Origin of the sequence: Bacillus cereus group sp. BfR-BA-01311, assembly GCF_022664295.1 — a bacterium.
Lineage (GTDB): Bacteria > Bacillota > Bacilli > Bacillales > Bacillaceae_G > Bacillus_A > Bacillus_A cereus.
The window spans coordinates 89,045-115,901 of the sequence record NZ_JAKUHC010000011.1 but is presented as its reverse complement, the minus strand read 5'-3'; the positions used below and the strand labels follow the sequence as shown (position 1 = coordinate 115,901).

Here is a 26,857-nt window from a genome sequence, read left to right as displayed (position 1 = left end):
TCATTCTCCTTTACTTATGAAATTCATAATCGATGATACAAAGACTTCCACGCCAATCGGTAATGCATCTTCATCAATCGTAAAACGAGGGTGATGATGAGGATATATAATTCCTTTCTCTTTATTTCCTGCTCCGATAAAAAAGAATGTCCCTGGTGCTTTTTGTAAAAATGCTGAAAAATCTTCTCCAGCCATCGTCGGCTGTAAACGAGTAACTCTTTCCCTTCCATAAAGCTGTAATGCTGTTTGCTCAATAATCTCTGTAACTTCATAATCATTTACTACTGGACGATATCCATATTCATAAGAAAACGTATATTTCGCTCCGTAAGCTTCTGTCACGTGCTTTACGATCTGTTCAATCCTTTTCTCTGTTTCTTCCCGCAACTCATGTCTTAAACTCCGCACTGTCCCTTCAATCTCTGCTTGTTCTGGAATCACATTATGGGTTGTCCCAGCGTGAAATTGCGTAACAGATACTACAAGGGAATCTAACGGATTCGTGAGGCGAGATACAATTTGCTGAAGTTGCGAAACGACTTGTGTTCCGATTGCAATACTATCCACCGTTTCATGAGGGATTCCAGCATGTCCACCTTTTCCCTCTATCTTAATTTTAAAAACATCCGGTGCAGCCATTGCAGGACCATAAATAACACCTATTTTCCCAACCTCTAACGACGCCCAAAGGTGAGCACCAATAATATAATCCACACCTTCCATTACACCTGCAGCAACCATCTCCTCTGCACCACCAGGAAAATTCTCTTCAGCATGTTGGAATAGAAAACGAATCTCCCCTTTAATCTTCTCTCTTTCTTCTACCAACTTATGTACAACCCCAAGTAATATCGCTATATGTCCATCATGACCACATGCATGCATTACACCTTTATATGTAGAAATAAAATCAAACTCATTTTCTTCATGAATAGGAAGAGCATCCATATCGGCTCGAATCGCAACTGTTTTGCCCGGATGTTTACCTACTAACTTTGCCATCACACTATATTTAGTCGGCCGTGACACTTCTAAATATGGGAATTTCCGAAGTATATCGAACACAAACTGCGATGTTTTCTCTTCTTGAAAAGATAACTCTGGATACTTATGAAAATGCCTTCTCCACTCAACTAACTGATTTTTTGACAAAACAAGTTCCTTTGCAACATCCATTTCTCTTCTCCCCTTCTTCACCAAGTTAAATGTTATTATAACGTGAATCGTTAACTTTTAAAAGAATCTTCTGAATTTTCAGTGTTAATAAACCAAAAAGAAAAAGCCATCCCAAAGATGACTTTTTCATTATTATAAAATAGTAATTGCTTGTTTTCCCATTTGCTCCCAAGCTCTCTCAAATTCTGCTCGCGGAACAGCCAAACGTGGATTATTTTTAAGAGGATCATTTACATATACAAAGTTTTGATCATATCCAATTACTACTGCACTATGCTCATAATATGTAATTTTCACTTCGCCTGAACTCGTATTCCATGTTTCAAAACTACTTTCAGCTAGCGGCTTAAACGTCGTATTAATAATGACCCATACCGGAGAGCCAGAACTAATTACTTTATATATATCTTGCATGTCTCTACCTGTTAAATTAATTACTTTTTCAGGAACATATTTTTCTGCTAAATCAAAGATTGGTTTATTGTATACACCATACCCAGGCTCTGCCTTTGTATAAATATTTCCCACAAATCCCTCGTAAGGATTTCCACGCAAACCATTTTGTTCAAATGGAACACGATGAATTTCGCTAGCAAGTTGCATCTTATCTACTTGTACACCTTTATATTGCAGCAACATAGCTAAACTTGTCACTTCACATCCTCGAGGTAATTCTGGTAATTGTTTAATAAACGGAACCTCTTCAATCATAGCTGCTTCTTTCATTTCAGATAGAAACTCTAAGCGTAGAACTTGCGCCTTTTGCATGATTTTATCTTTCCCTATAAAAAACGCAGCAGCAAGTATAATCCCAAAAACAAAAAGATATTTTAATTTTTTCATTATAAACAAACTCCATTAATTATTATTTTACAGACACAACTCTTATCATTGTACCCTTCTTCTTACTAGTTTGCTAGAAAGATCATGTGAATTATCGATCATAGAATTAATTATAAAAATTCTAATTATTTTTAATAAAAAGAAAAATAAATATACATTTCCAGAATATTTTGCTAAAATCAAATTTGTTAACATGGTGAAGATATCACCATGTTAACAAAAATTCTTAGAGTATTTAGTCATAGTTCGTTTTTTTACATACTCCATTCATTTCATAGCAAATAAACCGAGTGTGTGTTGCATCCCCCACTAATGATTAAAAACTCAGAATAAAACGAAGTTCACACATTCAAGAAAATACGGGGTGAGGGGCATATGAATCAACAAATTGAACAAACAGATTTAAAACGAACAATGAAAAGTAGACACCTATTTATGATTGCACTCGGCGGTGTTATCGGAACCGGGTTATTTATGGGATCTGGTCAAATTGTCCATAATGCCGGACCTGGTGGTGCTATTCTCGCATTTTTAGTCGGTGGATTTGTTATGTATTTAACGATGTTATGTCTTGGTGAATTATCCGTCGCTATGCCAGAAGCAGGTTCATTCCAAAGTTATGCAAGCAAATTCATTTCACCTGGTTTTGGATTTGTTGTCGGTTGGATGTATTGGTTAAATTGGGCTGTTACAGTTGGCGTAGAGTTAACAACTGTAAGTATTTTAATGAAACGCTGGTTTCCAGACGTTTCTTCATGGATTTGGTGCGTTACATTTGCAGCAGCACTCTTCCTCGTAAACGCTTTATCAGCAAAAGCATATGCAGAAGCAGAGTTTTGGTTCGCAAGTGTAAAAGTCGCAACAATTGTTATTTTCATCGTACTTGGCGGCGCTGTTATGTTCGGTCTACTAGACTTTAATGGAAAGCCAGCCCCAATGCTTCATAATTTCACTGAAAATGGCGGGCTATTTCCAAATGGTGCATTAGCTGTTCTTCTTACGATGATTACAGTAAATTACTCCTTCCAAGGAACAGAATTAATCGGAATTGCTTCAGGCGAAAGTGAAAATCCTGAAAAAACAATTCCAAAAGCAATTAAAAACACAATTTGGCGAACTCTCTTCTTCTTCGTCTTAGCGATATCAGTTGTTGTAGGTTTACTCCCATGGCAAGAGGCTAATCTAGTCGAAAGTCCCTTTGTACTTGTATTTGATGTAGCCGGTGTCCCATATGCAGCAGACATTATGAACTTTGTTATTATTACAGCTGTATTATCCGTTGCTAACTCTGGTCTCTACGCAAATTCTCGTATGCTGTGGGCGATGGCAAAACAAGGAATGGTAAGTCCAGCATTTACGAAATTAACTAAAAAAGGTGTACCGCTAAATGCATTAATTTTCAGCCTAATTTTCGCTAGCCTGTCCTTACTAACAAGTGTATTTGCGGCAGATACTGTCTTTCTAGTTTTAACATCTATTGCAGCAATGGCTGCCGTTGTCGTTTGGATGTCAATCGCCGCTTCACAGTTTTTCTTCCGTAGAAATTTCGTGAAAAACGGTGGCAACATAAATGATTTAAAATATCGTACACCGCTCTATCCACTAGTTCCAATCGTAGCGTTTTCGCTGAATTTCATTACATTTGTTAGTTTGGCTTTCATTCCAGATCAAAGAATTGCTCTTTATTGTGGCATTCCATTTATGATTATTTGTTACATTTTATATCAAGTTAAATATAAAAAAATTGTCACAATTGAACAGCCACGAACTGTCACACGAGAAATAGACTAAATATACAAAATATTCAGCTATCTTTCTTATGATAAGATAGCTTTTTTCTATTTCTTGGATATCCTGGTATAACTTTATTTATCTTAAAATTTTCACAATCACGTTTTTCTCTGGAAAATAGTTTACAATGTAATCAAGTTACAAATGATATTCACCTTAAAAAGTGTGCATTTGTGTCTATTTTTTAACAATATATCAAAAACTATTGCCTTCTATAAATTAATAGGTTTATATTGTTTTATTGGCATAGTTTCAATCCAAGGAGAAAGGAGATTTTCAATCGTGCAACTAAAGAAAGCGTTTTGGAAGTTGGCTTCGCTTCTTCCGTTATCATTACTTCTGTTCCTCGGTGGCTGTGATAAAAAACTCGCAGTATTAAATCCGCAAGGACCTGTTGCAAAAGCACAGTATGATTTAATTGTTTGGTCATTCTTGCTTATGTCATTAATTATCGCAATTGTATTCATTCTGTTTACAGTCATCTTGATTCGTTATCGTGAAAAACCAGAGAATATGGACTATGAGCCACCTGAACAACACGGTAACACATTACTAGAAATTATTTGGACGCTTGTTCCTGTTATTATCGTTATCGCATTATCGATTCCAACAGTAAAAGCAACTTATGCTTCGGAAGAGGTTCCGAAAGAGTCCAAACATATTAAACCAGTTGAAATTTATGTTACATCTGCAAACTGGAAATGGTTATTCAGTTACCCAGAGGAAAAAATTGAAACCGTTAACTATTTAAACATCCCAGCTGGTGTACCAATTCAATTCAAACTGACTTCTGTCGGTCCAATGAATGCTTTCTGGGTACCAGAACTTGGTGGTATGAAGTACACAATGGATGGCATGATTATGGATCTTTATTTACAAGCTGATAAGCCAGGTTCTTACCTAGGCCGTAGTGCGAACTTCTCTGGTGAAGGATTCACACACATGGAGTTCGAAGTTGAAGCAAAAACTAAAGAGAAATATGACAAGTGGGTTAAAGAAGTACAAGAAACTGCTCCTAAACTAACAGAAGCTAAGTACAACGAAATTGTTAAACCTGGTGTAGTTGGTCGTATGACATTCTCTAGTCACCACTTAAGTTATGTAGATCCAAAATCACTTGAATATTGTGATTACAACTACTACAAAAACAAAAAATAATAGCTATTATTCCAACAGATTGGAGTGAACACAGTGAAGCTTGATGAATTCTTTGTCACAGGTGACCCGATTATTTACGGTGCAGACGCTTCTATCGTTCTTGTGACATTAGCAATCATTTTCGTACTAACAAAGTATAAAAAATGGAAATGGCTTTGGGACGAATGGTTAACAACTGTTGACCATAAAAAAATCGGAGCTATGTATATTATTTCTGCGGTTATCATGTTATTCCGTGGTGGTATGGATGGTTTAATGATCCGTGCACAGTTAACATTCCCAGAAACAACTTATTTAAACGCTGAACACTATAACGGGATCTTTACAACACATGGTACAGTAATGATTCTTTTCATGGCAATGCCATTCGTTATGGGATTAATGAACCTTGTAGTACCATTACAAATTGGTGCTCGTGACGTTGCATATCCGTTCTTAAATGCTTTAAGTTTCTGGTTATTCTTTGTCGGAGCAATGTTATTCAACATCGCTTTCGTAATCGGTGGTTCTCCAGACGCCGGGTGGACTTCTTACTTCCCAATGGCAGGTACAGAGTTTACTTCGGGCGTAGGAAATAACTACTACGCAATTGCATTACAGATTTCAGGTCTCGGTACGCTAATGACCGGTATTAACTTCCTTGTTACTATCTTAAAAATGCGTACACCTGGTATGACTTTAATGAGAATGCCAATGTTTACTTGGTCAATCTTAATTACAACAATTATCATTATTTTCGCTTTCCCAGTATTAACAGTTGCTCTTGCATTAATGACATTTGACCGTCTATTCGATGCTCACTTCTTTACGATGGCGAGCGGCGGTATGCCAATGTTATGGGCCAACCTATTCTGGGTATGGGGTCACCCTGAAGTATATATCGTTATTTTACCGGCATTCGGTATTTTCTCTGAAATCATTAGTACATTCTCACGTAAGCGTCTATTCGGTTACAGTGCGATGGTATACTCAATGGTTGCAATTTCTTTACTAAGTTTCGTCGTATGGCTTCACCACTTCTTCACGATGGGTGCAGGTCCAGCGGTTAACTCATTCTTCTCGATTTCGACAATGGCGATTTCGATTCCAACCGGTGTTAAGATCTTTAACTGGTTGTTTACACTGTATAAAGGACGTATTCGTTTTACAGTTCCAATGCTTTGGTCATTGGCATTTATTCCAAACTTCGTAGTCGGTGGGGTTACAGGGGTTATGCTTGGTATGGCAGCAGCTGATTATCAGTACCATAACAGCTACTTCTTAATTGCTCACTTCCACTACGTATTAATCGCAGGTACAGTATTCGCTATGCTTGCTGGATTTACATTCTGGTATCCAAAAATGACTGGTCATATGTTAAATGAACGCCTAGGTAAATGGACATTCTGGATCTTTATGAGCGGATTCAACATCTGTTTCTTCCCAATGTACTTCTTAGGTTTAGATGGTATGACTCGTCGTATGTACACTTACTCTGAAAGTCTTGGATGGGGATGGCTAAACCAAATCGCATCTGTTGGTGCGGTAATGATGGGTATTGGTTTCCTACTTCTTTGTTACAACGTAATTTGGAGTGCTCGTCACGGTGAACGTGACACAACTGGAGATCCATGGGATGGCCGTACACTTGAATGGGCTACTCAATCTCCTGTACAACATTACAACTTCGCGAAACTTCCTGAAATTAAAGAAGCTGATGCTTTCTGGTACATGAAGAAACGCGGAGAAACAGTTACACCAGCAGCAGAAGACATCAAACCAATTCACATGCCAAGTAACTCTGGTGTGCCTATTATTGCGTCTGGATTCTTCGGTCTTGCAGGTTTCGCATTAGTATTTAGCTGGTTCTGGCTTGCAGCAATCGGCGGCATTGGTATTTTAGCTTGCTTAATCTATCGTTCATTCGATTACGATGAAGGTTACTATATTAGTGTTGATGAAATTAAAAAATCAGAACATGTAGCATGAGAGGTGAAATGATATGGCGGCTTTAGATAAAAGCTTACCTTTGGAATATCAATCCGAACAAAGCAGATTGAATATCCTAGGATTCTGGATTTTTCTTGGGGCTGAAATTATGCTGTTCGCAACACTTTTCGCCTCTTATCTAGTACTTGCTGGTCGTACGGCAGATGGTCCAACACCAGCACAACTGTTTGAACTTAAAACGCTTTTAATTCAAACATTACTACTTTTAACAAGTAGTTTCACATGTGGTATCGTGATTCACGAAATGCGTAAGCACAACCAAAAAGCGATGCTTGGATGGTTCGTCCTTACATTACTTTTAGGTGCAGGCTTCCTATTCTTCGAGATTGAAGAGTTCATTATGTATATTGGTGAAGGCGCAACAATTCAAACAAGTGCTTTCCTATCTGGATTCTTCGTTCTTCTTGGAACGCACGGAGCCCACGTAACAGGCGGTATCATTTGGGCAATTTGTGTTATTATCCAAATTTTAAAACGAGGTTTAACACCAGTTACAGCTCGTAAAGTATTTATTATCAGCTTATACTGGCATTTCCTTGATCTAGTTTGGGTCTTTATTTACACACTAGTTTACTTGAACGGGATGGTGGCGTAAATGGCTCAAAACAACAATCAAGCAAACGGACATGCGCATAGCGGATTCCCTTGGTCACACGTTTTCGGATTTATTTTATCGCTTGCATTAACGTTTCTAGCGTTATACGTGGCACTTTACACAACATTGCCACTTTCAACAGTCTTAACAACTATTATCATAATGGCTGTTGCGCAAGCATTGTTACAATTAATTATGTTCATGCATTTAAAAGAAGGAGAAGGAAGAGTTCAAATTCTTACAATGATATACAGTTTCTTCGTTGCAACTGCAACAGTTGGTTTAACTGTATGGATCTTCTTCTCAATGTAATGTACATGAAAAAGACTGCTGATTCCTCAGCAGTCTTTTTTTATTCCGCATTAACGAGCAGTACGATTCCCTCCCCTATTACATCCACATTACGGAATTAACAGCATAATCATGAAAAATATACTTATTATGACAAATGTTAAGAAAAGTCTTTCTTTATGAAATCGAATCCATATGCGTTGCTTTTCTACCTATTATATGGCTAAATAGGTACTATATTTATTTGAAGGGAGAGAACGCAATGGAACATCATACTTCTGTTCTATCACTTATGGTTGTCGTTGCAATCGCGTTTTTCGTTCCCCTTTTGTTACAACGCTTTAAATTAAAAGCACTTCCTGTGGTCGTTGCAGAAATTATTGCAGGAATCTTTGTAGGTAAAAGTGGGTTTAATATTATTGAGCCAGATATATGGCTTCAAGTTTTATCAACATTAGGATTTATCTTCCTCATGTTCTTAAGCGGTTTAGAAATTGATTTTTCTATCTTTAAACAAAAAGGGAAAAAAAATACGACAAACGAACCAAATACATTTCAAGCAGCAAGCATTATCTTCTTATTTATTTTCATCTTATCTTATGCCCTATCATTACTATTCGTATGGCTAGGATTCGTAGATAATGCAATGTTCATGACTTTAATTATTTCAACTATTTCTTTAGGTGTTGTTGTACCAACATTAAAAGAGAATAACTTAGGAAAAACAGCAATTGGGCAAATCATTTTATTAGTCGCTGTTATTGCGGATTTAGTTACAATGATTTTACTCGCTGTATTCGTCGGATTAAATTCCGAAAGCGGCCAAAGCATGTGGCTTCTTCTTCTTCTATTCGGCGCTGGTATTGTTATTTACTTCGTTGCAAAACGTTTTAAAAACATTCCATACTTAGATAGTTTAAAAGCTGGTAGTGTACAAATTGATACACGAGCTGTTTTTGCACTCATCTTAATATTAGTTGGGTTATCTGAATCCGTTGGAGCAGAAAATATTTTAGGCGCCTTTTTAGCAGGTGTACTCGTATCGTTATTATCACCAAATGAAGATATGGTGGAAAAACTTGATTCTATCGGCTACGGTTTCTTCATTCCTATTTTCTTCGTAATGGTTGGTGTAAATTTAGAGGTTTGGTCTATTTTTAAAGAGCCTTCTAGTATGCTAATGATTCCAATTCTAATTGTAGGACTCTTTATCTCAAAACTCATACCATCACTCGTTTTACGAAAATGGTATCCACGTAATATCGTACTTGGAAGTGCAATTTTATTAACATCGACACTTTCTTTAGTTATTGCGGCTGCACAAATTGGTGAAAAACTGGAGATCATCAGTCCAAGTTTATCTGCCTCTCTTATTTTAAGCGCAGTTATTACTTGTATTTTTGCACCTATACTGTTTAAAAAAATGTTCCCAAAAGTAGAAACACCAAAACCAAAAGTAGCTATTATTGGCGCGAGCAGAATTACCCTTCCGTTATCACTAGATTTAAAACGAGAAGATTATGATGTAACGCTATATATGATGCGTCAAAACAAAATAAATGATGAAGAAGCGAAATCGCACGACTTCCCTATCGTGAAATTGGATGACATCACAATCGCATCATTAACTGAACAAACAGCATTTGATGCAGATCGCGTCGTTGTTGCAACAAGTGATGATGAACAAAACTTATTATTGGCAGAACATGCAAAAGAGCTAGGTGTTGAACATGTTATTGCAAGTGTAGAAGATCCACTTCTACAAGAAAAAGCAACGCAAGAACATATCGCTGTATTCTCAACAATTAACTCTACACGTATTTTATTACGTGCGCTTATTGATAAACCTAGTCTCGTTCGCTTAATTACAACAGCAAACGAAACAGTCCGTGAAGTTGAACTACGGAGCAATAAATATAACGGCGTTGCACTTCGTCGCCTTCCGTTTTTAGGTGATGTACTTGTCATTCAAATCTACCGCGGTAACAAAGCATTAATACCACATGGTGATACAAGACTACAACACGGTGACACATTACTTGTAACAGGTTCAAAAGAACATATCGATACACTAAAAAACATATTAGAATAAAAAAATGCCCCTCACATAATTGAGGGGCATTTTTTTCCATTTCATATGGTAAAATGTTACTATCACATATTATGGGGATGAATTACATTATGTCTATTATAACTTTAGCTCTCTTATTATTAGCCGAAATACTCGTTGCCATTATTCTCATCGGTGTTAGTATTGAGATTTGTAGTTACGGATGGAAAAAATCGAATGGAATAAAATATTCTTGCCTCCTACTTTCACTCCTTCTCGGAACTGCTAGCATACTCGGACTTCTCGCCGCACCTGCCTATTTCTTTATACAATTAACAGAAAAAGCGTTATAAGAAAGGATGTTAATATGATTACCGTGAAAAATATTGAGGGATCTGAAACTTACGTATTACGTCAAAAAATTTTACGCCCCAATCAAACATTAGCAGATTGTAAATACCCTTCCGATTATGAAACAGACACCTTCCACTTAGGCGCATTTATAAACGATGAACTAATTAGTATCGCTTCCTTCTCAAAAGAAATATATCCCGACTTACCAACGGGTATTCATTATCGTCTACGAGGAATGGCAACATTACCTGCATTTCGAAACAACCGTGCTGGAAGCTCCTTAATTCAGAAGGCGGAACAAATCTTGCAAGAACGCCAAGCAAATATATTATGGTGTAATGGCCGAATTACTGTAGCTGACTATTACAAACACTTAGGCTTTCAGGAATATGGTGAAATCTTTGAAATTGAACCGATTGGCCTTCATAAAGTACTATATAAAAGAATATGAGAAAAGCTTTCCTCAATATGGGAAAGCCTTTCTTATATTTCAATCTTCTCTTTTTATTTTTTTCATATATATGTATATAAACAAACTTGGAACTAAAAAACAAGCAAACATAATAAGTCCTGTCATACTAATTTCCTTTATCGAAATATCTGGTGTTACAACGATACAAATAGCTAAAATCCCAATAATAATACCTACCGGAATGAATAATAGCTTCATAAAATAACGACGCGACACTCCGCCCGTATGCTCATACACTTCCACTGAATTTTTCAGATTTAAAAAGTTAATAATTATTATCCCGCCCATAAATACCATTAATAAATCCGAAACACTTTCATATCCTGCTCCTTGCAAGACATAACGGTAAAAGACGATAGCTAGTATGACGATATTTTGTAAGATGAAAGCTAATCTAATATGTTTTAACCCTTCAATCATTAAACGTTCATCTTTCACGATTTTCATCCTACCACTCCTTTTCCTCCCAAAACAAATCATTCAACGTTTTATCTACTGCATAACAAATTTTTAAACATAAATCTAAAGATGGATTGTATTTCCCCTTCTCAATTAAACTAATCGTTTGCCTTGTAACGCCTACTTTTTCTGCTAATTGTTGCTGTGTTAAATCTAATTGAACACGCGCGACTTTTATTTTACTTACAGCCATTCATGTTCCTGCTACTAAAAAATATAGACAAATGTATATTCTTAGAGTATTCCTGCTTCTACGTGCCCTGCCTCGCTAATCACTTGCTACTACAGTTTGCTGTGACACTTCACAGGCGTAAATTCCGATGTAGCCCACCGTACATATATACAATCTATTTACGTTAGTATTGTATATTTTTTTGCTTGTAAAAGGTTGATTGACGCATTTAAATCTCTATCTATTACATTGCCACATTCACATGTATATACTCGGTCAGACAGCTTTAAATCCGACTTTTTTGACCGCAACATGAACACATTTTAGAAGATGGATAGAATCTGTCCACTTGCCGTAGTTCAATTCCATATTCCCTACATTTCGTTAATAACCATGTTTTAAAAGCATAAAAACATTGTTGCGCTACAGCTTTAGATAGATGTTTGTTCTTCATCATACCTTTCACATTCAAATCTTCTACTACAATAAACGTTGGCTTGGTTTTCACCACATCATTTACAATAGACTTTACATACGCTAATCGAATATTTGCTAGCCTAGCATGTAGTTGTTGCACCCTAAGAATATTTTTGTTTATATTCGCTCTTTTATTAGTAACAGGTTGTTCACCTCTCTTTCTTATATTTTCAAATTTGCGTGATAAAGAGCGTTGTTCACGTTTTAACCGTTTTTCTATCTTTTTTACTTGTACTGTTTTATTTATATTTTTGTGAGTTTTTCCATCGCTACGTACAGCGAAGTCTTTAATTCCCAAATCAATTCCTAGACCTACTGTATTGAGAGTTGCATTTGGTTTTACCTCTTTCACTTCACAGAGTATAGACACATAGTATCTTCCTGCTCTTTGATATACTGTACCACTTTTTACAGTTGTATTTTTTGAAATATATCCATACTCTTTTAACCTTATCCAACCAATTGTAGGGACTTTTACTCTATGTCTTTCTACTGTCCAATCTGTTTTGTTGTTTTTCGGAAAGTAGCACTTCACATCTTGCTTCTTCTTTTTTTATATCGTGGAAACTTAGATAAACCTTTAAAAAACCGCTTAAAAGCTTTATCTCCATTCATAATCGCTTGTTTTACCGCTTTGCTCGACACTTCTTTAATCCACTGGTCACACTCTTTTGTATGAATGTTGTTTAACCATTTGGAAAAGTCATAACCACTAAGAAATTTCCCCTCCGACTCATATACCTCTTTATTTTTAGAGATATACAGGTTATATACATATCGACACACCCCAATAGTTTGACGGATTTTACTAATTTGTTCAGTTGTCGGTTTGATTTCTATTAAATATGCTCTTTTCATAAGTCTTCATCCTCCGACATTTTCTTTTTGTATTTTCTCAACCCATATATTCTACAGCTAAATACATGAATGATAGATATTAAATCCTGAACAAGTTCTTCTTGAATACCCATATATTTCTTATACTGTTCTTCTGTATAATATCTTCTTCCTTTTGGGTTTCGGTAAGCAGGTAAAACACCTTGATTGTCCCACCTTTGCAATGTCTTAACAGAGACATTAAGCATTTCTGAAAATTCTTTCGGTTTATATTGTTTCATAATTACTTTTCACTATATATGCCTACTTTTGTCTATGTTTTTGTTTACTGTTTCTTTCTCCTCCACCCTTATTATAATATATATTCCAATAAGTAATTTATATTTTACATTACTAATTTAAGTTTCACTTTATTATACACAAAAAAGGAGCCCCTCATAAGAAGCCCCCTCTCCTATATTATAAGAATAAATGACATCCAAATAAAATTGTAAATAAGTATAGTAACGGATGTACTTCCATCCCTTTCCCTTTCACAATTTTTAAGACTGGATACACTAAAAATCCAATTGCAATTCCATTCGCAATACTAGACGTTAACGGAATACCAACGAAAATTAAAAATGCTGGTAATGCATCTTCAAATTCATTCCAATTAATATCACGAATGCTTTGTGCCATTAAACTACCTACAATAATTAATGAAGGAGCTGTAATAGCAGCTACACTTGATAAAGAAGCAATAACAGGGCTGAAGAATGCCGTTATAATCGTTAGGCCGACTACTACAATACCTGTTAATCCTGTTTTACCACCTGCAGCAATACCAGCTGAAGATTCAATCGTCGCTGCTGTTGGGCTTGTCCCAAAGATAGAGCCTGTAGTACCGCCAATTGCATCCGCAATAAATGCTTTACCAAAACGTTTCTCTGTATTATCTGTAATTAAGCCTGCTTGTTTAATTAAACCAAGTAATGCACCTGTTGTATCAAATAAAAGTACAAGTAAAAATGAAAATACAACACCATATAAGCCGTACTCAATTACATCTGAAAAGGCATTGATTGGGTTTGAAACGATAATACCCTCTGGTAAATGAGGCATCGCCACAATTTTATCCGTGAACTTCAGTTGCCCTGTAAAGAAGGCGATAACTCCTGTCACAATCATACTAATAAATAATGCACCGCTCACACGCAATGCCATTAATACCGCCGCTAATATTAAACCAATTAAAGTTAAAATAACAGCTGGAGAATGAAAATCACCAATCGTAACTAAATTTGATGGATGATCAACGATAATTCCAGAAAGGCGCAATCCAATAAAAGCAATAAATAGTCCAATTCCACCTGCAATTGCATGCTTTAAACTATCAGGAATTGCTAAAATTAACTTTTGCCTAAACGAAGTAAAAGATAATAAAAGAAAAATAATCCCCGTTACAAATACAGCTGAAAAGGCAACTACATATGTAATCCCTTCTGCCTTCTGTACAACAGAATAAGCAAAATATGCATTCATTCCCATAGCTGGAGCAATAACAATCGGGTAATTCGCGAAAATCGCCATACCTACTGTTCCAACAACGGTTGCAATAATTGTTGCTGTAAACGCTTGGTCAAATGGTACACCTGCATCAGATAATATTTTTGGATTGATGACAAGAATATACGCAAATGTAAAAAAAGTTGTGATGCCAGCTAAAAACTCTTGCTTCACAGAAGTATTATATTTTTGTAATTGAAACATGCTTATGTACCCTTCCTACACCTGAATTATTATCACACATTCTTTTTCTTACTAGTATGTGAGAAAATATAATACTTAATCTTAACAATCAATAAAAAGAAGAGTCAATATATTCCCTAATAGTTAGAATTTTAAGTTTAAGTCTGACAAGTACAGATGTAGTACAGTTCATTATGATTATTTTTGTAGCATAACAGATAGAAATGTTTTATAATTTGAAATAGTTAAATATTTAGTAAACGCATTCAAATATCGTTCACTCTACAAGGGGGATTCTTCTTATGCAGCACACAAACAAATCTGGAACTTTAAATCGTGGTTTAAAAGAACGACATATTACTTTAATGTCACTGGGCTCAGCTATTGGCGTTGGGCTATTTTTAGGATCCGCTTCCGCCATTAAACTAGCAGGTCCTTCTATTTTGCTAGGCTATATGATTGCCGGTCTCGTTATTTTTTTCATTATGCGAGCGCTTGGGGAAATGGCAATTGAACAACCTGTTGCTGGTTCTTTTAGTAAATATGCATATGATTATATTGGACCACTCGCCGGTTATATTACTGGTTGGAATTATTGGTTCTTATGGGTTGTTACTTGTATGGCTGAAATTACAGCAGCTGGTATTTACATGCAGTACTGGTTCCCAGATATCCCGCGCTGGACTTGGGCATTACTTGCTCTATTATTAATGAGCGCTTTTAACTTCTTATCGGTAAAAGTATTTGGAGAACTTGAGTTTTGGTTTGCTCTCATTAAAATTGTCACAATTATCTGTATGATAGTAGTCGGAGCTGGTATTATTTTATTCGGATTCGGAAACGGTGGTATCGCTACTGGTATTTCAAATCTTTGGTCACATGGTGGCTGGTTCCCAAATGGATTTTCTGGGTTACTACTCTCCATGCAGATGGTACTATTCGCTTATTTAGGCGTTGAATTAATCGGTGTTACAGCTGGTGAGGCTCAAAATCCGAAGAAAACACTCGCAAAGGCAATCGATAACGTATTTTGGAGAATTCTACTCTTTTACGTTGGGGCATTATTCGTTATGATGGCAATTTATCCATGGAACGAACTTGGTGAGAAAGGCAGTCCATTCGTATTAACATTCCAACAAATTGGTATCGCAAAAGCAGCAGGTATTATTAACTTTGTCGTATTAACAGCAGCTCTTTCTTCTTGTAACGGTGGTTTATTTAGTACAGGCCGTATGCTATATACATTAGCTCAGCAGAAAAAAGCTCCTGAAAGATTTGGTCGTTTAAATAAAAATGGCATTCCAAGCCAAGGAATTGTAGCAACTGCTATCGTTTTACTAATTGGTGTTATATTAAACTATCTCGTACCTGCAAAGGTATTTACATGGCTTACTAGCATTTCAACTTTCGGTGCAATTTGGACTTGGGGAATTATATTAGTCGCTCAAATTAAATTCCGTAAAAGCTTGCCTACTCAAAATAAACAAAAGTTATCGTATAAAATGCCTTTATACCCATTAAGCTCATATTTCTCACTCGTTTTCCTTGTATTAGTATTAGGTATAATGGCGTATTCAGAAGATACACGAATTGCATTGATTGTCGGCCCAATTTGGCTTATCGGCTTAGCAATCGTATATTACATGAAAGGGTTTCATAAGATTGATGAAACACCTAACTCAAAAATTAGTTAAGCAAAACATCCCTTCCTTATTAATTGGAAGGGATGTTTTTATATCTATATAAATATTTCTCAACAAAATTCACGGTATTTTTACAATTTTTTAATATTTTTTATGTTTTCCGTCTTTATTTTTACAGAAAAATAAATTACATTATTAAAGCACATATATTTATTATTAGGGGGATTCTTCTATGAAGAATAAAAAATGGATTACATTTTCTTTAGCAACAGCAATTACACTAAGTATAGGGACCTCGTTCATACCGTCTACTTATGCCGAAAGCTCTGTAGACCCAGCTCCTGAAATTGCTGCAAAAGTTGTAAATCAAAACAATGGGAAGAAAGTATTATTCGATAATACACACGGTCAAACTGCTGGGACAGCTGACTGGGTTATTGACGGCGGCTTTTCTGACTTCGGAAACGGCATTGCAAAAAACGGATATCACGTAAAGGAACTTCGTAAATCAACACCTATTACGTACGAAGACTTAAAAGATTACAATGTATTTATCGTTCCAGAAGCTAATATTCCTTACAAAAAATCTGAGCAGGACGCTATGTTACAATATGTAAAAAATGGTGGTAGTATCTTCTTTATTGCTGATCATTACAATGCAGATCGTAATAAAAATCGCTGGGACTCTTCTGAAGTATTTAATGGATATAGACGCGGTGCTTGGGATAATCCAGCAAAAGGAATGTCTAATGAAGAAGCTAATTCACAAGCTATGCAAGGAGTAGAAAGCTCTGATTGGCTCTCTGACAACTTCGGTATTCGCTTCCGCTACAATGCACTTGGTGATGTTTCAGCGAAAACAATTGTATCGCCTGAACAATCTTTCGGAATTACAAAAGGTGTTTCGTCTGTAGCAATGCATGCTGGTTCTACTCTAGCAATTACAAACCCAAAACTAGCAAAAGGACTTGTTTACCTTCCAGAAAATCCATCAAAATGGAATAACGCTGTTGATAGTGGCGTTTATAATGGCGGTGGTATTGCAGAAGGCCCATATGCTGCTATCGCAAAAGTAGGACTTGGAAAAGCTGCCTTTATTGGTGACTCTTCTCCTGTTGAAGATGCTACGCCAAAATACGTTCGTGAAGATTCTGGCCAAACAAAGAAAACTTACGATGGTTATAAAGAAGAAAACGATGCGATTTTATTAGAAAACATCGTAAATTGGTTATCAAATAAAGAGACATTTACAAGTTTAGATCAAGTAAATGGTTTACAACTTGATTCACCTACAGCTCTACAAACATTTGAACAGCCAAGCTTATCAACAGAACCACAACCTGAACCTTGGAGTGCACCAAATGCAGGTTATCAATGGTTTAATACAAATACTTTTAAACCAGGTTCATACGGTTATAACGGTGCGGTAACAACAAGCGACTACGTCGTTACACACCCTAGCATTCTACCAAACAATGAAATTTTCCAAATGAAGATTCAAGTAAATAACTTACTACCTAATACAACGTATAACAACTATTCTTTAGGTATCTTCACTACTGGTGGAACACAAGTGGCTAAAGTACAAAATGCAAACGGTACTTGGCCATCTACTTTCGGATATAGTAGTGCATTTTCTTTCACAACAAACAGCTTAGGCTCTGCTGAGAAAGTTGTAAATGTACAGATTGATTCAAATACAACTGGACAAGCAACGCTTCGTCTACGCCAAAATACAACAACGAAATATAATGAAACTGTAACGATTAATAAGAAATAATAAAAAAGGCAATCCATACATGGATTGCCTTCTTCTCACTTCTCTTCCTTCGAGAAAAACATTCTTGAAATAACGATACCTATACTACCGACGATTAGGAATAACACTGCCCTAATCATCATCGATACCTCTGGTAAGTCAAGTAAGAATAACTTCCCTACTGTTACGACTAAAACGACTAAACCAGCATATAATATTTCATTCATATTTCTATTTCTTCCAAACCAAACCGCAAATAATGCATATACCATCCATAATAACGATACTGATACACTAATTACGCTTCCATCTGTAGATAAAACTTCACCGATTCTCGTAATTGTAATAAATACAATTATCATAAACCAATAGAGCACTATAGAATACATATATTTGCCGAAGCTCGCTAATACTTCTTTCGCTTCTCTCATGCAATAATAGAACGTTCCTATTAAAATAAGATGAGCAACAAAGCCTGCCGAAATAAATTGATCAAACGGGCTAAAAATAGTCTGTATCATTCCAATTGCGTAAACCGTCGCACTAACATACAATTTTATCTGTTGTTTTACTTTAATAGAAGTGACCATGCCGAGGAAACCTTGTAACAATAGTACAATCGCTGCATTCACTAAACTATACTCATATAAAATTGCTAAACTAAATGCTCCCATTGCGAAACCAAATAAGAGATTTGTAAATGTAGAATGTCTATTTTTCCTATATTCACATACGAACATAGCGGCATGTACGAATGCACTAATAATTAATCCCCATGTTGTAAAATCAGGTATTTTTGAAATAGCTAGTATAAAGAACACTGCATTCGCACTAAATATCGCCAAACGTGGTTCTAGTATAAAACTTCTCTCCGTAAACATATGCCAAAATAATAGTAAATGAATCAAACCATATACAATCGTTAACTGTATTTGCAAGTTCTCTACTAACATTGACATAACAGCAAAGAAAACGAAAAGGACAATGGCAGCAACAGCGTAAGAAATCATATATAAGTATTTATAACGATTTTTCAACGCATACCATAATAAACTAAGTGTTAATACTGTCTCATATCCAAAGAAAATATAAGGATTAGGAGTCGTACTATTTAACAAGAATGGTACGAAGAACGCACCGACCGCTACGAAAATAGTGAGATATTCCGATTGATATCTTTTCGCTAAATAAATCCCTAAAATAACCCATGCAATATTACAGAGAAACGCGACACTTGCCGGAATAAATCCATATAAATAATGTGCTGCAAACGTCGTTAGAACAATCCCGGTAATACTTCCTCCAGCTAATACTAATCCTAACGCTTGCCGCTCTCTTTTAATTTGAATATCTCCTATATAATACAACCCGATAGATAATGCGATACCAAACACAATTCGTATCGCTGGTGTTAATAAACCAGCATCTACCCCTGCTTTAAATAACCAGATCACTCCAAGCAACATAATACCGACAAATACACGCGGTAACCACGTCTGACAAAACTTAATAATATTAAATGGCTCTGGTTTAAAAGCCGATATATCTACTTGTTTTAACTCAGGTTCTTGCAAAGGCTCTTTTATCTTAACTATTTCTTCTTTTGGCTTTTCCTCCATTACCGTTTCAATATATTCTTTCTTGTTCTTACTAACATGTTGCTGAGCGTTTTCTACTTCTATTTCCCTCTGCTTTACTTTTAATTCAGCAAGTGCTTCTTGAATTGTTTCAATTGCCGTTTCGAGTGCTTCTATTTTCTTATCCAAATCCTTCTTCATACGCTCCCCCCTTATTCGTAACTCTCATTGAACCTATATATTACCAATTATCTTTATCATACTCTTAGTCTATTCATTTTCAATAGTATTTTTCCAAAAAAAGAAAGGTGTCTTCCCAAAATAGGAAAACACCTTTTTACTCATTTATTCTTATTTAGAAAAATGCTAACGATAAAACCAAGACACATGCCTACAATAGCTGGAACAATCCACCCAACACCTTCTGTATAAAACGGGATGTATTTTAATGCTGACGTCCACTGATTCATCATTACATTTTTATTTAAAATGTCAATTGCACTAAATATCGCTACAACCAAAACAGTTACTGCATATACGTATGCATACTTTCCAATATACTGATGGAATAACCCTAGAATAATAAGCGTTAACGCAATTGGATAAATAAATCCAAGAATTGGTACTGATACTTTTAAAATTTGCGTTAACCCTAAATTAGCTAAAATCATACTAACAACGCTTACTATAAATGCCCACAATTTATAAGATACTTTCGGAAATGCACTCGCAAAAAATTGACTACAAGACGTAACAAGTCCAATTGAAACACATAAACACGCGATAGTAAAAATAAGACCTAATAAAACGACTCCGCCCTGTCCAAATAATGTAATCATAACTTGTGCTAACACTTTCGCACCGTTATCAAATGTTCCTAATGAGCCACTAATTGCCCCCACATATCCAAGGATGACATAAATAATAGATAATAATAGTCCTGCCCCAATTCCAGCAATACTCATATATTTCGCTAAACCTTTATCATCTTCAATACCCTTTGCACGTAATGCATTTGCAATAACAATTCCAAAGATTAAAGCAGCTAACGCATCCATTGTTAAATATCCATCTAAAAACCCTTGAAACATAGGAGCTTGGCCATAGTTCCCTATTGGTTCTTTCATATCTCCTACTGTTGTAAACATACTCTTTATAAAAATGAGTGCAATCATACATAATAATAACGGCGTCAATACTTTTCCAAACAACCCCATTAATTTAGATGGGGATAAACTTAACCAGTAAACAATACTAAAGAAAATAACTGTGTAAAACAATAATAATCCGTTTCCTGCTTCAGGGAATAACTGACCTGGCCCCATTTCAAAAGCTAAACTTCCCGCACGGGGTATACCAAGCCCAGGTCCAATAAATACATACACGATACATGGAAAAATAATTGCAAATGAAGAATGAACCCTACCCGCTAACGTTTGAAAACTTCCTGCTTTTGCAATAGAGATAACACCTAATATAGGAAGACCTGTTGCTGATATAATAAACCCTACTAATGAAATCCAAACATGTTCTCCTGCTTCATACCCAAGGAAAGGTGGAAATATAAGATTCCCTGCTCCAAAGAACATAGAGAATAACATAAGGCTAATAAGTAAAATTTCTTTTTTCTGTAACAATTTCATTTCTTTCTCCTTCTTTAATTTCATCTTTTATGAAATCAATTTCACATATAAAAAAGTACAATAACCCGCTTCCTTACAAAGAAAACATAGTCCATAGTCTATCACAAAAGAAACACCCATTCTATAGCTATTCCTCTTTTCCAATTTCTTCTGAAAAATCAACCTTTATTGACTTATAATAGTTAATAAAGTAAAATATTAAATGTATAAAATTATTAACTTTGTTTTTGTTTGTGTCAGGAGGAAAATAACATGGAATCAGCGATACAACTAGAAAGAGAACAACAAAGAAAAAAGAAACATCCTCCAGGTTTATACTTACTCTTCTTTACAGAAATGTGGGAAAGATTTAGTTACTATGGATTACGAGGATTATTAACATTATATTTAACGACAGCTTTAGTAAGCGGTGGTCTTGGGTTTAGTCCCGCATGGGCACTCTCTATTTACGGATTTTATACTGGAGCCTGTTATTTCACACCAATGATTGGTGGATACTTAACAGACCGTTTTCTAGGTAGACGAAAAGCAATCACAATTGGTGGTATAACAATGGCAATCGGTAACCTTACACTATTTGCCTTGCAAAACCAATTAGGCCTATACCTCGGATTAGCGCTTATTATTATCGGTAACGGATTCTTCAAACCGAACATCTCTACACTGGTTGGAGAATTATACGAAGAGAACGATCCAAAACGTGATAGTGCATTTACCATTTTCTATATGGGTATTAACGTCGGTTCATTTTTAGCTCCACTCGTTTGCGGATTTTTATCAGAAAATTTATTCAAAACAACAGTTGATGGCGTTGTACATTACGGATTCCGTTACGGTTTCTTAGCCGCTTCAATCGGAATGATCATTGGACAAATTTTATTTACAACACTATCAAATCGCTTCCTTGGTAATATCGGTAAAAAACCAACTCGCGATTTACAAACAGCTGCTGGACAACCATCAGTAGGAGATACACCATTAACAAAAAAAGAAAAACAACGTACCGCAGTTATCGTCATTTTAACATGCTTCGTTGTCTTCTTCTGGGCTGGCTTTGAACAAGCTGGTAGCTCATTAACATTATATACAAACAAATTTGTAGACCGCTCTGTGTTCGGATGGGAAGTTCCAACATCTTGGTTCCAATCGGTCAATCCATTATTTATTATTTTACTTGCTCCAGTCATTTCTGCATTATGGGCAAAACTTGCAACTCGCAAGCAGGGTGATTTAAAAATCCCAACTAAAATGGGACTTGGTATGATTTTGCTCGGTATTGGTTATATCATTCTCGTTATCGCTACATTAAAAACAGGTAGTGATGAACATAACATTACAGAAAAAGCAAACTTACTGTTTATCGTCTTTACGTATCTTTTCCATACGTTAGGTGAGCTATTCTTATCACCTGTCGGACTATCAATGGTTAGTGCGCTTGCTCCGGTAAAATTAGCATCTTTACTAATGGGTGTATGGCTAGCAAGTTCAGGTATCGCCAACATTTTAGGCGGACAACTTGCAAGCTTCACAACTTCACTTGGATACGCTGAAGTATTCACAGTTATTGGCGCTGTGGCAATTGTACTAGGTTGTGTTTTATTATTAATTTCTAAGAAATTAGTGAAATGGATGGATTAAAAAAGATGAGGAATTTCTCCTCATCTTTTTTTATGCTGTTTTACCTTTTTCAATTGCTTGTTCGTACAGCTCTTTATGTTCTTTATATTCACTTGGTACGAAACTCTTATAGAAGAATGAGAACCAGCTGTCTCCCTTTTTATACCCTTCTTCTCGAATTTCCGCTGCTTTTTTATTCGATTTAAATCCTTCAGTAAACCATTTCTTTAACAATTCATTTCTTTCATACTTAGCAGGAACTTTTAAATCATAGTTTTCAAATGCATACTTATAGCCAGCCTTTTCTACTACCTTTTTTGTAGACTTATAGCCTTTTTCATACGCTGTTTCATATGCCTTCACGTATACTTCTTTCTCTCTATTTCCAGGATTCTTTTCAGCTAGTTCTTTCCCTGTCTTTTCCCCTAACTCAGCTTGCTCTTTTTCAATTTTTTCTGTTCTTTCTTTATTCCCTACTTTGAATCCGTCTGCAAAGTTTACCTTAAACTCTGGAGCAACTTGACTATCGTCCATCGTCTCTTGTGCTAAACCTTGTTCTTTTCCTTTTTCAAAATGCGTTTTCTTCTGCTCTTCTAAAGACCATACGGCTGCATAAGTCGCTTTAAACGCTTGTTTATATGCATCAGATTTTCCAGCTACATGCACTTCTGCATCATTTTTTCCTGCTTTAAAATCAGTTTCTCCATTCTTTTGACCTTCAAGTTGACCTTTTTCCATATCAGCTTGGCGCTGCGCTTCCTCTTGCTTACGTGCCTCTTCAGCTTTTCTTTGTTCCTCGGCTACACGTTGTCTCTCTTCTTCAGCTTTACGCTGTGCTTCTGCATTACGTTGTTTTTCCGCCTCAGCGTTGCGTTGCACTTCTGCAGCACGTTGTTTTTCCGCCTCGGTATTGCGCTGTGCTTCTGCTTGTCTCTCAGCTTCTACAGCACTATTATTATTCTGGCTAGGAGCTGGGCTCGTTGCGCCACTACTAGAAGCTGGTTTATTGTGATAATGATATTCCCCGTACTGTAATCCCCATTTCTCACAATTTGTACGACACGTATGTCCGCCATTAGCATCTGTACGCCCTGGATGTGCATAAGCTGAAATCGGAGCTACCAATAACGCTATACTCGTTGTTAAAAGAAGTTTCTTCACCTGTTGTCTCACTCTTGTTCCTCCCAAAATATAGAATCCTAACTTTATTATACATAAATAGAATAATATTTAAATACAAAACCAAAATATTCTATTATTTCTCAACATTAGTAAAAAAGAAGGTGAACTCTTTAAAGAGTTCACCTTCTTTTTTACTTCTTCGCCTTCGTTCTTACTAAATCACCAGCAACAACATAACGCTTAGAATTATCCTTTACAGATACACATGTAATAAGCGTTATCTCATCTTTCCCATGATCCTCTACAACTTCCCACTTATCAGGAGTCACTTCAGATACACCAGTAACCGCATACTCATATTCATTTTCATTGTCATACAAATAAATTTTATCGCCTTTTTTCAAAGAAGCTATATCACTAAATAAAACACCTTTTTTAGACATGTTATGTCCTGCTAATGCGTAATTTCCTTTTCCCATAACTTGATTCTCTTTTACTGTCGCTGCACCTGATAATAAGTTTTTTTCAGTAGAAGCTTTTAAAACAGGCAGTTCTACTGAAACACTTGGAATCGAAATACGACCAATTACTTGTTTCTTATCTAATGATGCATTCGCTACTTCCGCCAAGTCTGGTTGATTAATTTTGGAAGCATCTACAAATTCCGTCTCATGCTTTTCATAATCCATCTTTTGAACAGCCTGCACATTTTCAGTCTGTTTCTTTTCAGCCTGATATCCATCATAAAATGGCTTTCCAATTAACACGCCACCTACAACAAATAGCAGAATTGCTACTATACTATAAATTCTTTGCTTATTCATACACAGTTCCTTTCCCTTACAAAATCTTACTCTATATAAAATGATAAAATAATATCGCTATATGTACAAGTATTAGCTTGAAAAGAAACCTTCTTGCCGATGCAAGAAGGTTTCTTTTCAAGCTAATTTATTTCTGTATAGTGATACGTGAAATACTGTCATTTGAATAAAGAAAATAGAAAATAGAATATATAATGGGTATCCAGGAAGATATTCATTAATAATAGGCGAAAAAGTTAAAAATCCAACTGCACAAGGTAACACAAACCATAACGATACAAATGTTGTTCGACAAGCTTTATCCGTAATCGCTTTTTCACGTTCATCTTCTAGCGGAAATAATAATGGATACATCCAAAAAGATAAATTCTTATATTTTTTCTTTTGAATTCTATAAAAAATTGTAACTATAATTGCTCCAATAAATAATAAAATGAATGGTACTCCATTAAACCATACTTCAAATGGGAATTTCTCGTTTTTAATTATATCTGCTAACTCTGTAATGACACTATAAAATTCAACAAATGTCCAGCATACTAAAGCAGTATAAAGCACGTTTATGATATAAGAAAAAACAATTCTATTCATCCTCTTCCCCCTCCTTATTTAAAACAAACACGTCTTCCATCTTTAACTGAAACACATCACAAATCGTAAGTGCTAATAACAACGAAGGAACGTAATCCCCTTTTTCAATTGCAGCAATTGTTTGTCTCGTTACTCCAACCTTTTCTGCTAATACACTTTGCGTAAAGTTAAAACGAGCTCTTAATTCTTTTACTCTGTTTAAAATGGTCAAATTTACCACCTCTCACCATTATTGTATGCTATCCTTAACAAAATGCAAACTCAACTTAACATTATTATTATAAAAAAATCCAACTCTACGTATTGTAAAGTTGGATTACTTGTTAGTTTAAAATTTTAACTTTAACTGTTCTTCTACCCCAGTCATTAGCTTGAGCTGAATTTGGCATTAATAGATCAATGATATGCCCTTTTATTGCACTACCAGTATCTCCAGCAATTGCTGTTCCATATCCTTCTACATATACAGTAGAACCTAATGGGATAACAGATGGATCTACAGCAATTAATTTCATGTTTGGATTTGCAGTTAAATTATGTCCTAACTTAGATTTTACAGTTTCACCCGGTTTATAGCCGTTTTCAGATGGGTCAGCTGTATAAGCGGTTGCTGTTACGTAAAATTCTTTTCCACCTTGAGTTGGTTTCGTATCAGGCTTAGACTCTGTTTCTGTATTTTTTGCTACAGGTTCAGCTGGTTTACTAGCTTTTTCCTGCTTTTGCTTTTCAGCAATTTCTGCTTGTGCTTTCGCTAAAGCTTCTTGCTCTGCTTTTGCAGCCGCTTCTGCTTTTGCACGCTCTTCCGCTGCGATTCTTGCTGCTTCTTGCTCACGAGCAATCGTTTCTTGTACTGTCTTCATATTTGATTCAATTTTAGCTTTCTCTTCCGCTGCTAAATTAAGTTGACTTGCAACTTCATTATATTTAGCTTGAACTGTTTGTAAGTTATCTTGACGTTTTTTCAAGTTATCTTGCAGTTCAGCTTGCGCTTTTGCTAATTTTTGTTTGTCTATTACTAAAGATGCTTCTTTTTCGTCAATTGTTTTCTTATCTTCTTCAATTTGACGAAGATCTTGTTCTTGTAGACGTAAAATTTCTTTATCAGCTTCTAGAATAGTAGAAACTGCGTTCATACGTTGTAAGAAGTCTGCAAAGTTTTTTGACTCTACTACAACTTCTACTACTAAACTTGTATTTGAACTGTTTTGAACAGAAACCATACGTTTTCTCATAATATCTTTACGAGCAAGGACTTTATCCTCCAAAACGACAATTTCTTGCTTTTTTTGCTCAATCTGCTTATGTGTTTCATCAATTTTACGTTGAATAGCAGCTTGATCCTCTTTATTTTTTGCAATTGTATTATTTAAATTATGTAGTTCGTTTTCGATACCTTTAATTTCTTTACTAACAGCTTGCTTTTCTTGCTCTTTCTTTTGCATTTCTGCATCGTTTTGTTGCAATTGCTGTTGCATGTTGTTAAGTTTCTCGTCGTTTGACTCTGCTTTAACAGCGACTGTACTAGAAAGACCGATAATTCCTGCTAATACTAGACAGCTGATTCGCTTAAAATAGTTCATAATCCGACTCCCTTCTTATACAGTTATACATGATTTATTTTACAGTTTGTTTACAAAACGATTAAATACAGTTTATTTTTCGTGACGAAAAAAAGAGAATTATGAA

At 35.6% G+C, this 26,857-nt stretch carries 24 protein-coding genes and 1 pseudogene; 11 read left to right on the top strand and 14 right to left on the bottom strand.

The annotated features are described in order from the left end of the window. Both MR136_RS21970 and MR136_RS21965 read right to left on the bottom strand, forming a co-directional pair. A complete protein-coding gene (locus tag MR136_RS21970) occupies positions 1-1,176 on the bottom strand; it encodes an amidohydrolase (RefSeq protein ID WP_017673715.1) in 1,176 nt (391 codons plus the stop codon). A gap of 132 nt (positions 1,177-1,308) precedes the next feature. Next, entirely contained in the window at positions 1,309-2,019 is a 711-nt protein-coding gene (locus MR136_RS21965; protein ID WP_242259596.1) for a C39 family peptidase, read from the bottom strand. Positions 2,020-2,394: 375 nt separating this feature from the next. Here MR136_RS21965 and MR136_RS21960 point away from each other — a divergent pair, with 375 nt between their 5' ends. The 8 genes from MR136_RS21960 to MR136_RS21925 all read left to right on the top strand — a co-directional run bounded on the left by MR136_RS21960 (position 2,395) and on the right by MR136_RS21925 (position 10,698). Further along, on the top strand, positions 2,395-3,810 hold the full coding sequence (locus tag MR136_RS21960) for an amino acid permease (RefSeq protein WP_242259595.1): 1,416 nt from the start codon (positions 2,395-2,397) through the stop codon (positions 3,808-3,810). Positions 3,811-4,092: 282 nt separating this feature from the next. Beyond that, the gene (locus MR136_RS21955) at positions 4,093-4,968 is read left to right on the top strand and encodes a cytochrome aa3 quinol oxidase subunit II (RefSeq protein WP_001176165.1); all 876 of its coding nucleotides are present in this window, start codon (positions 4,093-4,095) and stop codon (positions 4,966-4,968) included. A gap of 33 nt (positions 4,969-5,001) precedes the next feature. Continuing rightward, positions 5,002-6,936 carry a cytochrome aa3 quinol oxidase subunit I gene (gene qoxB / locus MR136_RS21950; RefSeq protein WP_000762372.1) on the top strand — a complete coding sequence of 645 codons (1,935 nt, stop codon included), beginning with the start codon at positions 5,002-5,004 and terminating at the stop codon, positions 6,934-6,936. Between the two features lie 13 nt (positions 6,937-6,949). Continuing rightward, positions 6,950-7,552, top strand: coding sequence for a cytochrome aa3 quinol oxidase subunit III (qoxC, locus tag MR136_RS21945; RefSeq protein WP_000729317.1), 603 nt, complete (start codon positions 6,950-6,952; stop codon positions 7,550-7,552). Continuing rightward, positions 7,553-7,864: a cytochrome aa3 quinol oxidase subunit IV gene (qoxD, locus tag MR136_RS21940; RefSeq protein ID WP_000068425.1), complete on the top strand. Its 312-nt coding sequence runs from the start codon at positions 7,553-7,555 to the stop codon at positions 7,862-7,864. It abuts the gene before it with no gap. A 241-nt stretch (positions 7,865-8,105) separates the two neighbouring features. Beyond that, positions 8,106-9,935 (top strand): monovalent cation:proton antiporter family protein, encoded by a 1,830-nt coding sequence (locus MR136_RS21935; RefSeq protein ID WP_242259594.1) that lies wholly within the window; start codon positions 8,106-8,108, stop codon positions 9,933-9,935. Between the two features lie 53 nt (positions 9,936-9,988). Further along, the gene (locus MR136_RS21930) at positions 9,989-10,246 is read left to right on the top strand and encodes a DUF4022 family protein (protein ID WP_017673717.1); all 258 of its coding nucleotides are present in this window, start codon (positions 9,989-9,991) and stop codon (positions 10,244-10,246) included. 14 nt (positions 10,247-10,260) lie between these two features. After that, complete coding sequence (locus tag MR136_RS21925) at positions 10,261-10,698, top strand: GNAT family N-acetyltransferase (protein WP_000633767.1); 438 nt, start codon at positions 10,261-10,263, stop codon at positions 10,696-10,698. Positions 10,699-10,737: 39 nt separating this feature from the next. On the opposite strand, the gene MR136_RS21920 is transcribed toward MR136_RS21925, so the two are convergent. The 5 genes and pseudogenes from MR136_RS21920 to MR136_RS21900 form a co-directional block, all read right to left on the bottom strand. Continuing rightward, positions 10,738-11,166, bottom strand: coding sequence for a hypothetical protein (locus MR136_RS21920; protein ID WP_000706629.1), 429 nt, complete (start codon positions 11,164-11,166; stop codon positions 10,738-10,740). A 1-nt stretch (position 11,167) separates the two neighbouring features. Further along, complete coding sequence (locus MR136_RS21915; RefSeq protein WP_000301183.1) at positions 11,168-11,371, bottom strand: helix-turn-helix transcriptional regulator; 204 nt, start codon at positions 11,369-11,371, stop codon at positions 11,168-11,170. A 158-nt stretch (positions 11,372-11,529) separates the two neighbouring features. Then, positions 11,530-12,685, bottom strand: a pseudogene (locus MR136_RS21910) (RNA-guided endonuclease InsQ/TnpB family protein). Continuing rightward, positions 12,682-12,945 (bottom strand): MerR family transcriptional regulator, encoded by a 264-nt coding sequence (locus MR136_RS21905; RefSeq protein WP_000816201.1) that lies wholly within the window; start codon positions 12,943-12,945, stop codon positions 12,682-12,684. The pseudogene MR136_RS21910 and the gene MR136_RS21905 overlap by 4 nt, the downstream one beginning before the upstream one ends. A gap of 178 nt (positions 12,946-13,123) precedes the next feature. After that, positions 13,124-14,416 (bottom strand): NCS2 family permease, encoded by a 1,293-nt coding sequence (locus tag MR136_RS21900; protein WP_242259593.1) that lies wholly within the window; start codon positions 14,414-14,416, stop codon positions 13,124-13,126. Positions 14,417-14,697: 281 nt separating this feature from the next. On the opposite strand from MR136_RS21900, the gene MR136_RS21895 reads away from it, so the two are divergent. Both MR136_RS21895 and MR136_RS21890 read left to right on the top strand, forming a co-directional pair. Then, the gene (locus MR136_RS21895; RefSeq protein ID WP_001164897.1) at positions 14,698-16,089 is read left to right on the top strand and encodes an amino acid permease; all 1,392 of its coding nucleotides are present in this window, start codon (positions 14,698-14,700) and stop codon (positions 16,087-16,089) included. Between the two features lie 181 nt (positions 16,090-16,270). Further along, positions 16,271-17,818 (top strand): DNA-binding protein, encoded by a 1,548-nt coding sequence (locus MR136_RS21890; protein ID WP_000791509.1) that lies wholly within the window; start codon positions 16,271-16,273, stop codon positions 17,816-17,818. A 35-nt stretch (positions 17,819-17,853) separates the two neighbouring features. Here the strand turns inward: MR136_RS21890 and MR136_RS21885 are convergent, their stop codons facing one another. Beyond that, positions 17,854-19,575, bottom strand: a complete 1,722-nt coding sequence (locus tag MR136_RS21885) for a DUF2339 domain-containing protein (RefSeq protein ID WP_000710917.1) — start codon at positions 19,573-19,575, stop codon at positions 17,854-17,856. A gap of 140 nt (positions 19,576-19,715) precedes the next feature. Continuing rightward, complete coding sequence (gene brnQ1, locus MR136_RS21880) at positions 19,716-21,017, bottom strand: branched-chain amino acid transport system II carrier protein BrnQ1 (RefSeq protein ID WP_000771689.1); 1,302 nt, start codon at positions 21,015-21,017, stop codon at positions 19,716-19,718. Between the two features lie 252 nt (positions 21,018-21,269). On the opposite strand from brnQ1, the gene MR136_RS21875 reads away from it, so the two are divergent. Beyond that, complete coding sequence (locus tag MR136_RS21875; RefSeq protein ID WP_000443143.1) at positions 21,270-22,655, top strand: peptide MFS transporter; 1,386 nt, start codon at positions 21,270-21,272, stop codon at positions 22,653-22,655. Positions 22,656-22,685: 30 nt separating this feature from the next. Here MR136_RS21875 and MR136_RS21870 read toward each other — a convergent pair whose 3' ends face one another. From MR136_RS21870 to MR136_RS21850, 5 genes are all read right to left on the bottom strand, one after another. Continuing rightward, positions 22,686-23,807, bottom strand: a complete 1,122-nt coding sequence (locus tag MR136_RS21870) for a YHYH domain-containing protein (RefSeq protein ID WP_001249819.1) — start codon at positions 23,805-23,807, stop codon at positions 22,686-22,688. A gap of 140 nt (positions 23,808-23,947) precedes the next feature. Then, positions 23,948-24,580: a class A sortase gene (locus tag MR136_RS21865; RefSeq protein WP_001041726.1), complete on the bottom strand. Its 633-nt coding sequence runs from the start codon at positions 24,578-24,580 to the stop codon at positions 23,948-23,950. A gap of 117 nt (positions 24,581-24,697) precedes the next feature. After that, a complete protein-coding gene (locus MR136_RS21860) occupies positions 24,698-25,171 on the bottom strand; it encodes a DUF2178 domain-containing protein (protein WP_017673718.1) in 474 nt (157 codons plus the stop codon). Beyond that, positions 25,164-25,382 (bottom strand): helix-turn-helix transcriptional regulator, encoded by a 219-nt coding sequence (locus tag MR136_RS21855; protein WP_000154019.1) that lies wholly within the window; start codon positions 25,380-25,382, stop codon positions 25,164-25,166. Before MR136_RS21855 ends, MR136_RS21860 begins: the two co-directional genes overlap by 8 nt. A 112-nt stretch (positions 25,383-25,494) precedes the next feature. Beyond that, positions 25,495-26,751 (bottom strand): 3D domain-containing protein, encoded by a 1,257-nt coding sequence (locus tag MR136_RS21850; protein WP_069357974.1) that lies wholly within the window; start codon positions 26,749-26,751, stop codon positions 25,495-25,497. Positions 26,752-26,857 lie beyond the last annotated feature (106 nt).

What these genes read in the sequence shown, in the direction of transcription:
- MR136_RS21895 (WP_001164897.1), top strand. Translation starts at nt 14,698, where the DNA reads ATGCAGCACACAAACAAATCTGGAACTTTAAATCGTGGTTTAAAAGAA.
- MR136_RS21930 (WP_017673717.1), top strand. Translation starts at nt 9,989, where the DNA reads ATGTTACTATCACATATTATGGGGATGAATTACATTATGTCTATTATA.
- MR136_RS21885 (WP_000710917.1), bottom strand. Translation starts at nt 19,575, where the DNA reads ATGAAGAAGGATTTGGATAAGAAAATAGAAGCACTCGAAACGGCAATT.
- MR136_RS21965 (WP_242259596.1), bottom strand. Translation starts at nt 2,019, where the DNA reads ATGAAAAAATTAAAATATCTTTTTGTTTTTGGGATTATACTTGCTGCT.
- MR136_RS21890 (WP_000791509.1), top strand. Translation starts at nt 16,271, where the DNA reads ATGAAGAATAAAAAATGGATTACATTTTCTTTAGCAACAGCAATTACA.
- MR136_RS21905 (WP_000816201.1), bottom strand. Translation starts at nt 12,945, where the DNA reads ATGAAACAATATAAACCGAAAGAATTTTCAGAAATGCTTAATGTCTCT.
- MR136_RS21915 (WP_000301183.1), bottom strand. Translation starts at nt 11,371, where the DNA reads ATGGCTGTAAGTAAAATAAAAGTCGCGCGTGTTCAATTAGATTTAACA.
- MR136_RS21865 (WP_001041726.1), bottom strand. Translation starts at nt 24,580, where the DNA reads ATGAATAAGCAAAGAATTTATAGTATAGTAGCAATTCTGCTATTTGTT.
- MR136_RS21860 (WP_017673718.1), bottom strand. Translation starts at nt 25,171, where the DNA reads ATGAATAGAATTGTTTTTTCTTATATCATAAACGTGCTTTATACTGCT.
- MR136_RS21875 (WP_000443143.1), top strand. Translation starts at nt 21,270, where the DNA reads ATGGAATCAGCGATACAACTAGAAAGAGAACAACAAAGAAAAAAGAAA.
- MR136_RS21925 (WP_000633767.1), top strand. Translation starts at nt 10,261, where the DNA reads ATGATTACCGTGAAAAATATTGAGGGATCTGAAACTTACGTATTACGT.
- MR136_RS21935 (WP_242259594.1), top strand. Translation starts at nt 8,106, where the DNA reads ATGGAACATCATACTTCTGTTCTATCACTTATGGTTGTCGTTGCAATC.
- MR136_RS21970 (WP_017673715.1), bottom strand. Translation starts at nt 1,176, where the DNA reads ATGGATGTTGCAAAGGAACTTGTTTTGTCAAAAAATCAGTTAGTTGAG.
- qoxD (WP_000068425.1), top strand. Translation starts at nt 7,553, where the DNA reads ATGGCTCAAAACAACAATCAAGCAAACGGACATGCGCATAGCGGATTC.
- qoxC (WP_000729317.1), top strand. Translation starts at nt 6,950, where the DNA reads ATGGCGGCTTTAGATAAAAGCTTACCTTTGGAATATCAATCCGAACAA.
- MR136_RS21900 (WP_242259593.1), bottom strand. Translation starts at nt 14,416, where the DNA reads ATGTTTCAATTACAAAAATATAATACTTCTGTGAAGCAAGAGTTTTTA.
- brnQ1 (WP_000771689.1), bottom strand. Translation starts at nt 21,017, where the DNA reads ATGAAATTGTTACAGAAAAAAGAAATTTTACTTATTAGCCTTATGTTA.
- MR136_RS21920 (WP_000706629.1), bottom strand. Translation starts at nt 11,166, where the DNA reads ATGAAAATCGTGAAAGATGAACGTTTAATGATTGAAGGGTTAAAACAT.
- MR136_RS21850 (WP_069357974.1), bottom strand. Translation starts at nt 26,751, where the DNA reads ATGAACTATTTTAAGCGAATCAGCTGTCTAGTATTAGCAGGAATTATC.
- MR136_RS21960 (WP_242259595.1), top strand. Translation starts at nt 2,395, where the DNA reads ATGAATCAACAAATTGAACAAACAGATTTAAAACGAACAATGAAAAGT.